This window comes from Dyella sp. SYSU CM1112, from assembly GCF_058216415.1.
Map to the genome: position 1 here is coordinate 430,570 of NZ_JBZEGI010000002.1, position 14,688 is coordinate 445,257.

Annotated in this window: 12 protein-coding genes; 8 read left to right on the plus strand and 4 right to left on the minus strand. The window is 58.5% G+C overall.

What is annotated here, in order from left to right; translation table 11 throughout:
- Positions 1 to 53: 53 nt before the first annotated feature.
- The 4 genes from bufB (at position 54) to AC4HNJ_RS04975 (ending at position 3,678) form a co-directional block, all read left to right on the plus strand.
- Positions 54 to 902 (plus strand): MNIO family bufferin maturase, encoded by an 849-nt coding sequence (bufB, locus tag AC4HNJ_RS04960; protein ID WP_490478416.1) that lies wholly within the window; start codon positions 54 to 56, stop codon positions 900 to 902.
- Positions 899 to 1,666: an HvfC/BufC family peptide modification chaperone gene (locus tag AC4HNJ_RS04965; RefSeq protein ID WP_490478417.1), complete on the plus strand. Its 768-nt coding sequence runs from the start codon at positions 899 to 901 to the stop codon at positions 1,664 to 1,666. The genes bufB and AC4HNJ_RS04965 overlap by 4 nt, the downstream gene beginning before the upstream one ends.
- A gap of 99 nt (positions 1,667 to 1,765) precedes the next feature.
- Positions 1,766 to 2,713: a helix-turn-helix transcriptional regulator gene (locus tag AC4HNJ_RS04970; RefSeq protein WP_490478418.1), complete on the plus strand. Its 948-nt coding sequence runs from the start codon at positions 1,766 to 1,768 to the stop codon at positions 2,711 to 2,713.
- 170 nt (positions 2,714 to 2,883) lie between these two features.
- Positions 2,884 to 3,678 carry a FadR/GntR family transcriptional regulator gene (locus AC4HNJ_RS04975; RefSeq protein ID WP_490478419.1) on the plus strand — a complete coding sequence of 265 codons (795 nt, stop codon included), beginning with the start codon at positions 2,884 to 2,886 and terminating at the stop codon, positions 3,676 to 3,678.
- A 93-nt stretch (positions 3,679 to 3,771) separates the two neighbouring features.
- On the opposite strand, the gene AC4HNJ_RS04980 is transcribed toward AC4HNJ_RS04975, so the two are convergent.
- The 4 genes from AC4HNJ_RS04980 to AC4HNJ_RS04995 all read right to left on the minus strand — a co-directional run bounded on the left by AC4HNJ_RS04980 (position 3,772) and on the right by AC4HNJ_RS04995 (position 10,891).
- Positions 3,772 to 5,349, minus strand: a complete 1,578-nt coding sequence (locus tag AC4HNJ_RS04980) for an exo-alpha-sialidase (protein ID WP_490478420.1) — start codon at positions 5,347 to 5,349, stop codon at positions 3,772 to 3,774.
- A 107-nt stretch (positions 5,350 to 5,456) separates the two neighbouring features.
- Positions 5,457 to 8,279 (minus strand): TonB-dependent receptor, encoded by a 2,823-nt coding sequence (locus AC4HNJ_RS04985; protein WP_490478421.1) that lies wholly within the window; start codon positions 8,277 to 8,279, stop codon positions 5,457 to 5,459.
- 179 nt (positions 8,280 to 8,458) lie between these two features.
- Positions 8,459 to 9,637, minus strand: coding sequence for a glycoside hydrolase 5 family protein (locus AC4HNJ_RS04990; RefSeq protein ID WP_490478422.1), 1,179 nt, complete (start codon positions 9,635 to 9,637; stop codon positions 8,459 to 8,461).
- A 96-nt stretch (positions 9,638 to 9,733) separates the two neighbouring features.
- A complete protein-coding gene (locus tag AC4HNJ_RS04995; RefSeq protein WP_490478423.1) occupies positions 9,734 to 10,891 on the minus strand; it encodes an aldose epimerase family protein in 1,158 nt (385 codons plus the stop codon).
- A 325-nt stretch (positions 10,892 to 11,216) separates the two neighbouring features.
- Between AC4HNJ_RS04995 and AC4HNJ_RS05000 the strand changes: the two genes are divergently transcribed.
- The 4 genes from AC4HNJ_RS05000 to dgoD are packed head-to-tail and all read left to right on the plus strand — an operon-like array spanning position 11,217 to position 14,669.
- Positions 11,217 to 11,930 carry a FadR/GntR family transcriptional regulator gene (locus AC4HNJ_RS05000; RefSeq protein ID WP_490478424.1) on the plus strand — a complete coding sequence of 238 codons (714 nt, stop codon included), beginning with the start codon at positions 11,217 to 11,219 and terminating at the stop codon, positions 11,928 to 11,930.
- The gene (locus tag AC4HNJ_RS05005) at positions 11,927 to 12,892 is read left to right on the plus strand and encodes a 2-dehydro-3-deoxygalactonokinase (RefSeq protein ID WP_490478425.1); all 966 of its coding nucleotides are present in this window, start codon (positions 11,927 to 11,929) and stop codon (positions 12,890 to 12,892) included. Before AC4HNJ_RS05000 ends, AC4HNJ_RS05005 begins: the two co-directional genes overlap by 4 nt.
- A complete protein-coding gene (locus AC4HNJ_RS05010) occupies positions 12,889 to 13,524 on the plus strand; it encodes a 2-dehydro-3-deoxy-6-phosphogalactonate aldolase (RefSeq protein ID WP_490478426.1) in 636 nt (211 codons plus the stop codon). The genes AC4HNJ_RS05005 and AC4HNJ_RS05010 overlap by 4 nt, the downstream gene beginning before the upstream one ends.
- On the plus strand, positions 13,521 to 14,669 hold the full coding sequence (gene dgoD / locus AC4HNJ_RS05015) for a galactonate dehydratase (protein WP_490478427.1): 1,149 nt from the start codon (positions 13,521 to 13,523) through the stop codon (positions 14,667 to 14,669). Before AC4HNJ_RS05010 ends, dgoD begins: the two co-directional genes overlap by 4 nt.
- Positions 14,670 to 14,688: the final 19 nt, after the last annotated feature.

Sequence of the window (14,688 nt, forward strand, 5' to 3'; positions counted from 1 at the left end):
GCGGAGCGTGCCCTGCACGCTCCGCCTGCTTATCAGGTATAGCGAGATAAGCCATGGCGAATCCACGTTCCGATGCACTCCCTTATCTGGGTTACGGACTCGGCTTACGCACGGAACATTACGAAGCGCTGCTGACCAACCCTGGCCACGTCGATTGGCTGGAGGTGGTGTCGGAAAACTACATGATCGACGGCGGATTGCCGTTGACGTGGTTGGATCGCTTCCGCGAACGCTTCCCGCTGGTCATGCACGGTGTTTCCCTGTCGATCGGCAGCACGGACCCCTTGGACGAAGACTACCTGCAGCGTCTGGATGCACTGGCGAAGCGTATTGAACCCGCCTGGGTATCCGATCACCTGTGCTGGACCGGCGTGCAAGGCATCAACCTCCACGACTTGATGCCGCTGCCGTACACAGAGGAAGCGCTAAACCACGTCGTAAGCCGGGTCCATCGTGTACAAGACCGGCTTGGACGTCGCATCTTGCTGGAAAACGTCTCCAGCTACGTGAGCTTTGCGCAATCCCAGCTTACGGAGTGGGAGTTTCTGGCTGCAGTGGCGGAACGTGCCGATTGCCTGATCTTGCTCGACGTCAACAACATACATGTCAGCGCGATGAACCACGGCTTTTCGCCGTTGGAATACCTTCGCGGCATTCCGGTATCACGCGTCCAGCAGTTTCACCTGGCGGGCTACGAACAAGGTTCGCAGCTGATCATCGATACGCACGACGCGCCCGTATCCGGACCCGTGTGGGAGCTTTATGTCGAGGCCGTACGCCGCTTCGGTCGCGTATCGACCATGATCGAACGGGACGACCATTTTCCTCCTCTGGCCGATTTGATCGCCGAACTTCAAGTGGCCCGCACACTGGCCGAGCCGCTTTTGCAGGACGCCGCATGACGACGCTACGAGCGATGCAGCGACAGATGCTGCAGGCCGTCATTAACCAAAGCGCACCGCCTCCGGACGTTCGCGGCGACACCATCGCCGACGCTGGCGACCGGCTGGCCATTTACCAGCATGGCTATCACGCTCGTTTGTGCGAAGCGCTTGGTCATGAATTCGCGGGCCTGCGCTGCCTGGCAGGGCGTCAGTTCGAACCCTTGCTCTATGCCTATATCGACGCTTGTCCATCGCAGCATTACAACATTCGCTGGCACGGGACTGGTCTCGCAGACTTTCTGAAACAGACAAGGTCCGACGAACCGCAGCTCGCCGAAATGGCAGCACTTGACTGGGCGATTTCCAAGGCCTTCGACGCGGCCGACGAGCCAAGCCCTGGCCTCGCCGAACTCTCCTCGATTCCAGCCGAATCCTGGGCAAATTTGCAGCTTTTCTTGCAAAACAACTTGCTGTGGCTAAGCGAAACCCACAACGTCGACGCATTTCGCCGCGCCTCTGACAAGGGAACGAAACGTCCACGGCTACGGCGACTTGCGCACCCACGCCACTTCATGGTCTGGCGCCATGCCATGGTCGTCCATTACCGCCGCGTGGCTAGCGATGAACATGCCGTATTGACTGCCGCGCAACGTGGCGAGCCTTTTGCCGCCCTTTGCGCGATTCTTGCTGGGTTCCACGGTGAATCTACGGCACTGGCACGTATGGTGACCTTGCTACAGACCTGGTTGCAGGCCGGTCTCATTCGCGGCTGGCAGGTATAGGGGTATCCATCAACCACCTATAAACCTCCACATGGTGTAACCAAGGCGAAGCTTCCTTCGAATAACTGGCATAGAGCCCAGTCAAGGAAGTGTTGCCCCATGTACATCGAGCACCTTTCCGCATTTGCCGACGTGCCACGCAACGTGCGGATCGAGCCTGCCCTGGAGTCCCTGCTCAACCAGTCCATGCTGAAGGTGGAGGTGGTGGCCGAGTTGCACCAATGCGGATCCTGGTTCATGGAAGAACCCCAGTACGAATGCGGGATCTTCCATCTGGTCGGTTCCGGCCACTGCCAGGCGGAGAGCGCGGTGCTGGCCGAAAACCTGCCATTGGAGCCCGGCGATCTGATCGTCTTTCCCCACGGCACGCCGCATAATCTGCGCGCCTCGAAAGTGAGCGATACACCCACCAGCCTGATCTGCGGCGAACTGCATTTCTCCAGTCACACCCAACACCCTCTCCACCACGCCCTGCCCGCCTATTTCGTGGTGCGCGCGGCGCAGGCCGATCCGATATTCCGCAACCTATCGGCCATGATGACCTCACTTGTACGTGCCGACGTACCTGGGCGCCAGGTACTGCTGAACAAACTCGCCGATGCGCTCTTTACCTTGGCGGTCTGCGATTACGCCCAGCGCCATGCCGATCGCCGCGGTCTGTTCGCCGCGCTGACGGATACACGCATCTGCAAAGTGCTGCAAGCTGTACATGACAATCCTGGCCATCCATGGACGATGCGCACCATGGCCTCGCTGGCCTGCATGTCGCGCTCTGCCTTTGCGGAGCGATTTGGACAAGTAGTGAGCATGCCGCCCATGCAGTACGTCACCCAATGGCGGGTCAGTGTTGCCGAACGCCTGCTGCGAGATCGCGAACGCTCCGTAGCGTCCGTGGCCGAGCAGCTCGGATACAACAGCGAGGCCGCATTCAGACGTCTTTTCAAGCGTGTCAGCGGCATCTGTCCGGGCCGGATTCGCGCTAAAACGTCGCGGACCATCGCTTCAACCGCCCGGGCAAGCGGCCCCGCGCCCATGCTTTCCTCCTGAGCGGCACGCACGTAAAAATCTCCGGTTCTATAGCGTTACCGCTAAACATGGCATCATTAAATGCGTAAGCGAGTTGATATCTGCTCGAGGCCGGCCTCGCCAGCGATTGAACAAAGGATTGTCTGTCCCGCGAGCCGCTCCATGGCGTGGCATAGAAGGAGATTGACCGAATGGCATCTTTTCGCAGCGGCAGGGATGGCGGCGCCGCCAAAGGAGCTGCCCACTCCGCACTTTCGCGTCGCAGCCGGAATGGCACGGGTCCGCTGACCGCGCGCAACCTGCATGGGCACGTCGTGCAACAGCTTGGCCAACGCATCGTGAGCGGCGCGCTAAAGCAGGGTGAGGTTCTGCCGCCGGAAGCCGTCATGGCCGAAGAAATGGAAGTAAGTCGTACATCGCTGCGTGAGGCGATGAAAGTGCTGTCTGCCAAAGGATTGGTCGAGGCACGTCCCAAAGTCGGCACGCGCGTGCGTGATGCGCGATTCTGGAACCAGCTCGATGCTGACATTCTGGCTTGGCGCTGTACCTCGATGCCGACGGCGGATTTCGTGCAAAAGCTTTCCGAGATGCGTGAAATCATCGAACCTGCTGCCGCTGCCAGCGCCGCACGTCATCGCACGCTCACCCAGCTGAAGCGCATGCAGGTGGCATTCGACGCCATGGAAGCCGCGCCGGACCCGGAAGCCTGGACCAGCGCCGATATCGATTTCCACGAGGCAATTCTTGCAGCTACCGGCAATGAACTGCTGGTATCGCTATTTTCAGTGATCGAGACAGCTCTCAGCAGCTACTTCACCATGTCGGCACGTACCACCGCCAATTTCAAATACTCGCTGCCACAGCATCGCGCCGTGCTCTATGCCATCCGCGACAAGGAACCCGAGGTGGCCCACAAGGCCATGCTCAAGGTCATTGCCGATACACGGGAAAATTTGAGCAGCAAGCGCCGCAGCAGCAAGGCCTGATGCGGCGCAACGTCAAGTCCAAGTAAGGGCCACGTCGTCTTCCATCAAGTGAGCCGGAATGGCTCTCCACGCGAAAGCACGGCATTTGTCCGTTTACTTGATGAACTCGATGTAATCCAGATCGTATACATACTGTGCGCCATTCACCTCGATAGCATTGTCGCCGCTGCGCAGGTTGACCTTGACGTCCATGAACTTCCACCCCGTGCTGCCGTCTGCCTTGCTCGCGGCGACAGCAATCGCTTTCCCGTTGACGCTGAGCTCAGGTACAGCAGGGAACCCCATATCGCTGTAGCGCAACCGCAGAACGTGTGCGCCACCGTGCTCACGATAGATGTCAAAGCGAATACTGCCGTAAGGCGCTGCCGCGATACGCACCATGCGACGGTTGGAAGCGTTCGCGTTTTCAATGACAGCCGAATGCGTGCGCGCCGCATCCTCCGCCTCATAGCGATTGAAATTGAGCGGTGCATCCGCGTAGAGCATCACGTTGTAGGCAGCCCGCCATGCATGTTCCAGTTCGGGTGCAGAGGAGGATGTGATGTGCAGAAAACTGCCATCCTTTTGCAACAGCAAAGCTTGCGTCCAACCCGCATGGATATTGCCGGTGACCTTTTGTACCGGCGCGGGGACTTCCCACCATGGACCACGGCCACCGTGGTTGTTCCAGTAAAAACTGCGCCCCGCTGCGTCTCCGTTACCGCCCGCCCGCTCGCTGGAAACAATGATGACGCCCTGCGGCCCACCCACTGGATACCATCCAACTACAGGGCACGCCGCCGGCCATGCGCCGCCCTCCGTCTGCACCGGCGTACCGTGATCAGCAGGATCGCCGAAATTCATGCCATCCGCGCTGAACTTCACATGGACCTGACCATTGTTCGGCCCATCGATATCTTCATAATTCATGACGTAGCGTCCGTCCGGCAGCCGCGCCACAACAGCCATGCCAGGTCGTTCCACACCACCTGGTATCGCCACATCCATGACTTCCTTGCCCCAGGTCTTGCCGCCGTCGGTCGACAGTTTGTGGGCGAGAATTTGATTGAACCCTTCCCGCTTGTGCTGTTCGCTCGAGTAATACGCAATCATCCGCCCGTCGTCGAGAATATGGACGTTCGGCTCCCATACGCCGTGATTGTCCTTGTCCTCGGGATGACCGCCACCCTGCACGATCGAGCCACGGTAGTGCCAGGTCTTCCCCTGATCCGTCGATGCATAGAGTTGAAGGTCCTCTTCCATCACGTGACCCTTCGCGTCGTTGCGCGTCGCATTGGCGGCTAGTAAAAGCGTGCCGCGCTTGAGGCCACCGCTGTCGCGCGTCACTTCCGAGATATTAGGCTGCCACCGCAGTTGCCATGCCGGATTGCCGGCATGCGCCCGATCAACCACATTCTCCATGAAATGCCAGCTCTTTCCGGCATCATTGCTTGCATAAAGCGGAATGCCCGCCATGCCATTCTGTTCGAATACCAACAACAGGCGCCCATCGCTTTGTGGATCGCCTTGATTCGTTAGGCGCACGACCGAAGCGTAGCCCGTTCCCTTGGCCAGCAACTGGCCACTAGCTACATCCGGCGAACGATCCTGCGCAAGCGCGACGGTGGTGCCCAACGCTCCAAATAAAAAGCTTGCGGAAAGTGCCGTAAAACGAGAGATAGGGCGCGGCATGGTTATTCCTCGACAGGCATTACATTTCACAAGACACAGCCGCACACGGCGACTGCAAGAATAAAAAAAGGAGCATCGCGGATATATCGGATGCTCCAGAGGGGAAATCAAAGCTTGAAACGGAAGCCCAGGCTGACGGTACGGTCCTGGAAGCGGATATCGCGCGGACGCGTAGTGCCGTCACCCCAATATTGGTGCAGGTCCGCACCGAGCAGGTTGGTGGCCTGCAGCACGATCGTGCTGTGGTTATTGAGGTTGTAGCCAATCGACAGATCGACCTGGTTCGCCGGCACGATCTCATCGTTCACGCTAGCTACGTTCTGCGCATTGAAGCCGTCGATGTAGCGGCTGCGGAAGTCGTACGCCAGGCGAATCGACCAGTTGTACTTCTCGTACATCAGCACAACGTTGTAATTGTCCTTGGAAACATTCTGCAGCGGCGCGGTGACCATCGGGCCGCCTATGTATTCCGGCGACTTGGTCGAACCGTTGATGTAAGTGAAGTTGAGCTGCGTACCAAGGCCGTTCCATATGCCCGGCAGAAAGTCGAAGAACTGCTGGTAGGCCAGCTCCACACCTTCCAGGTAACCTGAGCCGGCGCTCTGCGGTGAATTAATCTGATACGGCTGGCCACCAATCACTTCATTGGTCTGGTAGTTCTGGATGTAACCGTTGATATTGCGGTAGAACGCGCCAGCGCTCGTGTAACTACCCGGAGCGAAATACCACTCCAGCGATAGATCGTAGTTGGTAGAGCGGATCGGATTGAGATAGGCGTTGCCGGAACTACCGGCGCCCGCGCGGTTGATGGTCCCCGGGTTTAGCGAAATCGATGGATTGAGGTCGCCGAAATCCGGATAGGTAACCGTCTTGGCGGCATTGAAGCGCGCCTGCAGGTTGTCGGTGAAATGCAATACCGCGCTGATGTTCGGCAGATAGACCGGCGCATGGGTAGACAATTGCAGTGGTGTATAGATGCCGGTGGTGGTGTTGAACGAATAGGCATCCAGATCGCGATGCACGCTCTCCATGCGCGCGCCGATCAGGCCGTCCAGCGGCAAGCCGAACAGGGTGGTGGCGTAAGCGGTTTGCAGGTAGGTCGCATAGGTCTTCTCATCGATGTTGAAGTACCGGCCAGGATCGACCGGAGCCAAGCCGAGGTTGGTGCCATATAAGGCACGGATCGCATTGGCATTGCCCACGAGATAGTTGTAACAGCCACTCAGCCAACCCCCAGCCAATGCCGGACTGCTCGGTTGCGCGCAGAAATAGTTGGACGGAAAACGGGCCAGCACTTGATTGGCCGGGTTCGGATTGAGCGGGATATCGCCAGTGCCCCCAGGCGGTGCGATCGAGTTCTGCACGCTACCGTCATAACTGGACTTATGATCCGCCGCGCGCACACCGAACTGCAGGTTCTGGAAGAAACCGGAGTCAAACGTGTACACGGCGTCGGCACGCCATGCCAGCTCGCTGCCGCGTTGATCGTCCCAAGTCTGGAACAGGCCGTTGAGGTAGTAATTCTTCGCGTAGTTTTGCGGACTGCCGACTATCGACCAGTTCTGCTGGTTACCTGCGGTGCCGTTCCACACGGTGGTAAGCGGACCCTTGAGGAAGGTGTCCACGATCAGCGTATTTTCCTCGAACGAGGAGGCCGTATCGGACAGGTCGCTCGACACGCTCCAGGCATCGTTATGCCATTTCATGCCGATCGAATTCTGCAGATCGTGGCCATGCTCCTGGTGCGTCTGCGTACTGGTGGCGGCATAACCGCTGCCGGTCCAACTGGCGCTGGTGGCATCGCATACGGTCTGACCGTAATACGCGCCCTGCAACGCATCCGGGTAACAGTTATTACCCACGGTGTAAGAGTTCAGCTTCGAAGAGCCGTTCGGACCATCGAAGAAAAACGGCTGGTTATAGCTGTCGTAATCGTAGTCGAACAATCCTTCGGCGTAGATCTCGGTGTTATTGTTCGGCTTCCACTGCAGTGCGTAGTTGATCTCCGGCCGACGGCGATAACCAGTGTTGTAGTCGGCACCGAATTGATTGGGCACTTCCACCAGGTTGCCGTTGGAGCTGCGCACCGGCGTGCCACCGGGGTTCTTCAACAGCGTCGGGAAATCACCCCACACCGTCTTGTAGTCGTAGTGCTGGGTATTCATGCTGGCGTTGAGCAATGCGCCGAAATCGCCGGCATCGGTATGCCAGCGATCGCTCAGCAGCAAACTGGCGTTGCCGTCGGTACGCGCGGCTTCGGCACTGTTGGTGCCGGTGATGGTCGCCGCCAATTCCGGCCCTTGGAAATCGAGCGGGCGGTATAGCTGCATGTTGACCAGGCCAGCAATGCCGCCGTCAGGCAGGCTGGCATCGCTGGTCTTATAGACCTGCACCCCTTTCACTGCGGTAGCCGGCAGATCCTGGAACGCGAACTGACGGCCGGTGCTGCTGAAGATCTCGCGACCGTTCAACGTCGTCACCACATTGGGGAGGCCGCGCACCACAACGGTATCGGTCTCGCCCTGGAAGCCTTGTGCGATCTGCACGCCCGTGATGCGCTGCATGGCATCGGCGACGCTGTTGTCCGGCATTTTGCCGATGTCTTCGGAAACGATCGAATCGACGATGTTGTCCGAATCCTGCTTCATTTCCGCCGCCGAACCCAAGCTGGATCGCAAGGGTGTTACCACTACCGTGGAAAGTGTGGACGCATCGACCGACTTCTTCTTTTTCTGCGCGTTGTTGCTTGTGCTGCTGCTCGATGTCTGTGCATCACTGGTCTGTGCCTGGCCCATAGCTGTAGCCGACTGGCTGGCGGCGGATTGGCTCGAGGCACCGGCCGTCGTACCGGCATAAGCTGGCGCCAGCAGCGATGCGATCGATGCGGCAAGCACGGTCATGGTGCAGCTAACGAATGGATGGCGTTTCATGGATGTCTCCCCTTCGGCTTGGACTGCCTGCCTGCAATGCGAGCTGTCCGGTGATGATGAATGTCTGGTTAGGCCGTTTTTCTATTAGTACTACTATATGAGCAGACGCTTTTACTTAAACCGAAAGGCCGCCTCCCATGCGGCCTTCTGATTGATGGCGATGCGTCAGCGCACGATGCTTATCGCGCCGCGTCCGTTACAGGCAACATGGCGGTCATCGGCACTACCCCCTTGGGCGCACCGCTCAGCGCACGGAAGATCTCCGCCTCGCGCTCGCGATAGGGCGTGCCATCCTGCCTGAGCAGATCGTGGAACCAGATCACCGGCGGTTGCAGCGTGTAAGGACGCTGCCACGAATCCCACGGGAAAATCGTCTGTGTCTTGCCCGACACAAAACCCCAGTTGATCATGCCGACGTTAAGCTTCTTGCCTAGCGGCAATACACCATCAACCGTCGATCCGGCACTACGCGCCATGTATTCCGTGCAAATCATCGGACGCCCATAGCCACGCAATTGCTGCACGCGACGCAAGAAGTCTTCTGGAAACTCGTAGTTATGAAAGGTGATGATGTCCGACTGCGTGAGCTGCGTGCGCTCGACCGCGTTGAGCTTATTCAGATTCGACCAATCCGGATCGTGCCACACCCCGCTGGTCAGAGGCTGGATTGGATCCTGGCTACGGGCCCAGGCAAACACCTGCGGCAGCAATGTCGCCACACGCTGGAATTTGTCTTTGGGTTCCTCCGCAGCGTAATTGCCGCCGCCATCGTTATCCGGCTCGTTCCACACATCCCAGGCGAGAATACGATTGTCGTGTGCGAAGCTTCCGACGATGTCCTTCACGTAGGCTTCCAACTGCGGGTAACGCGCAGGATCGTCCAGGATCTTGGTACCCGGCGCTTGCACCCAGCCCGAATTGTGGACACCGGGAATCGGTGGATGCTGCGGCCCCAATACAGGATCGGGATCCCAGCATGAATCGAACAGCACGAAGATTGGCTTGATGTGATGTTTGGCCGCGATGGTCAGGAAAGTGTTGATGCGCTTCTTGAATCCCTCCCGGTCCTGGTCCCACAGAAGGTTGTGCAGAAACACGCGCATGGTAGTCATGCCGAGGCCTTGCGCCCAACCCAATTCCTTGTCGAGGCGTGCCGGGTCGAACGTGGCTGCCTGCCACATCTCCAGCTCATTGATGGCATCGGAGGGAATGTAGTTGCTGCCTACCGGCCATGGCTGCTTCGCATACCAGGCATTCGCTTTGGCGGTACTCCACCGCTGCGTATCGGCGGCATGCGATACCGAGATACTTAGCACTATCGCCAAAGCCAGACACCCTGCCCATTGCACTCGCTTCATGATCAACACTCACCCTTGTTTTATGCTTGCTCTGTATCCAGCGCTTGTTGCACGTGAGTGCGCTGAACCGAGATCAGCGCGCTTCTCCAAGCATCCCTATTGCGCTTGCTTTATCCCGGCGTTATCGATGCCGAAACGATAGACAATGATGTTTCGATAGACCTGCCCGGGTGCCAGGCGCGCGGATCCAAAGTCAGGATGGTTCGGCGTGTCGGGAAACACTTGGGGTTCCAGAACAAAGGCATCGCCCTGCCGATAGATGTGATGATCTTTCCCGGCCGTAGTGCCGTCCAGGAAATTGCCCGAGTAGAACTGCAGCCCTGGCTTGCTCGACCAAATCGTCATGACCCGGCCAGAAAGGGGATCTTCCACCCGTGCCACTACGCGTGGTTCGACTTCCTTGCGGCTGATCACCCAATTCATGTCATAGCCGTGACCAAACAGAAGCTGCTGCGAACGACCATCGCGAATATCGCGGCCGATCGGTTTCGCCACCCGGAAATCGTAGGGTGTATCGGCGACAGGAACGATTTTGCCAGTGGGTATCGAGGCCGCATCGCTTACCGGCGTGATGGCCTCTCCCGGAATCATCAATTCTTGACGCATGACCGAACCGGAACCTTCACCGCCAAGATTCCAATAGGTGTGATTGGATATATTGACGATGGTCGGTTTATCGGTCGTAGCGATGTAACTGATCCTGAGCTGATTGTCGTCACTGAGCGCATAGGTCGCCTTGACCGTCAGCGTGCCCGGGTAGCCTTGATCGCCATCGGGGCTGACGTATTCCATCGTCACGCTTGGTGTCGAGCCTGACTTGACGTCGAGCACCTTCCACACTTGCATGTCGAAGCCTTTCGTTCCGCCATGCAATGAATTCGCGCCATCGTTCAAAGTCAGGTGGTAGGTCTTGCCATCCAGCGTGAATGTGCCGTGCGCGATGCGATTGGCGTAGCGGCCAACGGTTGCACCGAAATACTGACGCCGGCCGAGATAACCCTGCAGCGTGTCATAACCGAGCACCACATCCGCCAGCTTGCCGTTTCGATCCGGCACCCATAGCGACTGCAAGGATGCGCCATAGCTCATCACGCGCGCGCGCATGCCATGACTATTCGTCAACGTCACGATGTCGACGTTGCGGCCATCCGCCGTATGCCCGAATGAAGAACGCGTTGCCTGACCGGCCATGGCAGCAAACGGCAGCGCCGCTGTCATCGTAAAGATAAAGCCAAGCACGAAAGTGCGTTTCATCAAGCAAATCCCCCTACGAAATAGGACTGTGACATGCCCTGTCGCTTCTGAGCATATTGTATGATTATATACATGCTCACCGGGATGAGCTTTACGCGCTGCAACATTCGAGCAGAGCAAGAAAAACAAGGACGTTGGCATGGATTCGCATCCGCTGGAGAGTCAAACACAATGGTTTTTGGAATCAGGCGTTATAGGGGAATGTTGTGACAAGCCGGCGATCTCGCTGGTGTCAGTTAACCGCCTTTCTCGCTGCCAGCCATTCGCCGCAGAACTTTCGCAACGCAACAAATTTTCTAACCTTCCTTAGTTGATTCCATAGAAGATGAGAGTCGCCAACATCCGCAATCTCCACGGCCATGTCACGCAGGAGCTGGGCGTTCGTATTGTGAGCGGCAACCTCAAGCCGGGCGACGTCTTGCCTCGCGAGGAAGTGTTGGCCGAGCAAATGGCAGTAAGCCGGACGGCGCTACGCGAGGCCATGCGGGTACTTTCTGCCAAAGGCCTGGTCGAAGCACGGCCGAAGGTCGGCACGCGAGTACGCGAAGAACGGTACTGGCATCAGCTTGATGCCGATGTACTGGCATGGCGTTGCGCCTCAATGCCAACTAACGACTTTGTGCAGAAGCTGGTGGAAATGCGCGAAATCTTCGAACCCGCCGCAGCGGCATTCGCCGCGCGGCGTTGCGACGCCAAGCAATTCCGGCAGCTGGAAACGTCATACGCGGCGATGGAGGCTGCGCGCACAAGCGAGGAATGGGCCGAGGCAGACCTGCAATTTCACGAAGCCGTACTGATCGCTACCGGCAATGAATTGATGATCTCTCTGTTTTCGGTGGTGGAAACAGCACTAGGCTCTTATTTTGTACAGTCGGCCCGGAAAAGCAGTGACTTCAAGTATTCGCTGCCTTATCACCGCCAGGTGCTGGAGGCGATACGCCGTCGACACCCCGAGGTCGCACGCAAGGCCATGCAACAGATGATTCTCGACTCCCGCGCCAACATGATCGGCAAACGTCGCCGGAGGAAGCCGGCATGACGCAGCAGACAACGATGGCCAGACTGATCGGCCTCGACTGGGGTACTTCCAGCCTGCGCGCTTTTCTTTACGATGCCAATGGGCGGGTCGTGACTTCGCGCCAGCAACCTTGGGGTATTCGGCAGTTGCCTGAGGGTGGATTTGCGGAAGCCTTACGCGCGATCACCTCCGGGTGGCCCCCATGCATCACGGTGGCTGCGGGCATGATCGGCAGCCGGCAAGGCTGGCGCGAAGTTCCCTATGTCGAAGTCCCGGCCGATACGGCCCGCATCGCGCAAGGCATGCTTCGCGTCGACGCATGCATCACCCATGAGTTGTGGATCGCACCCGGCCTGCTCTGCGATGCGCCCGCCGATGTCATGCGTGGCGAGGAAACCCAGATCGTCGGGGCGCTGACTCAGCAACCGCTTTACCATACCGGGGCGCGCTTCGTGCTACCCGGCACGCACAGCAAGTGGGCGACGGTCATCGATGGCCGCATCACTGCCTTCAATACCGTGATGACGGGCGAGATGTATGCGCTATTGATGAAGCATTCCATCCTTGCTGCCGGCGTATCCCCTCACGCGCCTGGGCCGGATGCAGGTGAAGCATTCGCGCGCGGCCTGCAAGTGGCGAGAGAAAGCGGCGCTGCCGGTGTATTTAGCCGTCTATTTTCAACGCGCGCCTGGATGCTTGCCGGCGAACTCGACCCAACCGATGTGCCGGACTTTTTATCAGGCTTGCTGATCGGTGAGGAATTCAGGATCGCGCGCTTGCGCGATATCGGCCACGACGCGCCACTTTGCCTGATCGGCGAACCGCTCCTCTGCGAACGCTATGCCAGCGCAGCCGAACAATTCGGCTACGCCACGCCAAATGTCCTCGGCAACGCTGCTGTCTACGGATTATGGCAGCTGGCTTCCTCCTCCGGCCTGCTCGCCCGGGCAGCGCTTCATCCTTATTCTGGAGTCGATACATGATCCGCGCCTGGCTCGATCACCTTCCCTTGGTCGCTATTCTTCGCGGCATACGTCCCGACGAAGCACTGGATATCGGTCATGCCCTGGCCGAGGCAGGCTTTCGCGTGATCGAAGTGCCGATGAACTCCCCGGAACCCTTGGAAAGTATTCGACTGCTTTCGTCTGCACTGGGCCAGCAATGCCTGATCGGTGCAGGCACTGTGCTGCAATCCGAACAGGTGCCGGATATTGCAGCCGCAGGTGGGCGCCTGATCGTGATGCCACATGCCGATACAGCCGTGATCAGGACGGCCAAAGCAGCAGGCATGTATTGCGTCCCAGGTGTGGCCACACCCACGGAAGCCTTTGCCGCCATCCAGGCCGGTGCTGACGCCATCAAGCTTTTCCCTGCCGAACAGTTGGCACCCGCCGTGCTCAAAGCATGGCGCGCCGTCATGCCCCGCGATCTGCCAATGCTGCCGGTGGGTGGCATTACCCCCGAAACAATGGGCCTCTACGTCACTGCCGGCGCGAGTGGGTTCGGACTTGGCTCCGCGCTTTATGTTCCCGGTCGCGATAAGGACGACGTCAGACAGCGCGCCGTTGCCTTCGCCCAAGCCTGGAAAGCAAATACCCAAGGAAAACACGCATGAAGATCACCCGACTCACCACCTTCCTGGTCCCGCCGCGTTGGCTGTTCGTGCGCATCGATACTGATGAAGGCATCAGCGGCTGGGGGGAACCGGTCGTAGAAGGACGCGCGCATACGGTGGCCGCAGCCGTTGACGAACTCTCCGATTATCTCGTCGGCAAAGATCCGCGACATATCGAAGATCATTGGAATGTGCTCTACCGCGGCGGCTTTTATCGCGGAGGCCCGATCCTCATGAGCGCCATTGCTGGCATCGACCAAGCGCTGTGGGACATCAAAGGCAAGCATCTTGGGGTGCCCGTGCACACATTGCTGGGCGGCCCTGTCCGCGATCGCATCCGTGTCTATTCGTGGATCGGTGGAGATCGCCCGGCAGATACCGCTAAAGCCGCCAAGGAGGCGATTGCGCGCGGCTTTACTGCCGTGAAAATGAATGCCACCGAGGAAATGCATTTCGTCGATACGCACGCCAAGGTGCAACGCGTGCTGGAGAACGTGCAGGCCGTACGCGATGCCGTGGGTCCGGATATTGGCCTTGGACTGGACTTCCATGGGCGCGTGCACAAGCCCATGGCCAAAGTGCTGATGCGCGAGCTGGCGCCCTTCAACCTGATGTTTATCGAAGAACCGGTACTCTCCGATCATCTGGAAGCCATTCCTGAATTGGCTTCCATTTCGCCCGCCCCCATTGCGTTGGGGGAGCGCCTGTATTCGCGTTACGACTTCAAGCGCGTTTTTGCAACAGGCGGTGTCGACATCATCCAGCCCGATCCTTCGCATGCAGGCGGCATTACCGAAACACACAAGATCGCTGCGATGGCCGAGGCGTATGACGTCGCTCTCGCCTTGCATTGTCCGCTGGGCCCGATCGCACTGGCCGCAAACCTACAACTCGATGCGATCTGCCATAACGCCTTTATCCAGGAACAGAGCCTGGGCATTCATTACAACGCCACCAACGATCTGCTCGACTACATCACCGATCGCAACGTGTTTGCTTACGAAAACGGCTACGTCTCCATGCCCGGCGGCCCGGGACTGGGCATCGAAGTCAACGAAACATATGTCGCCGAACGCGCGGCAGTCGGCCATCGCTGGCGTAATCCCATCTGGCGTCACAGCGACGGCAGCGTTGCTGAATGGTAAGTTCCTTCTTTCACCCGGA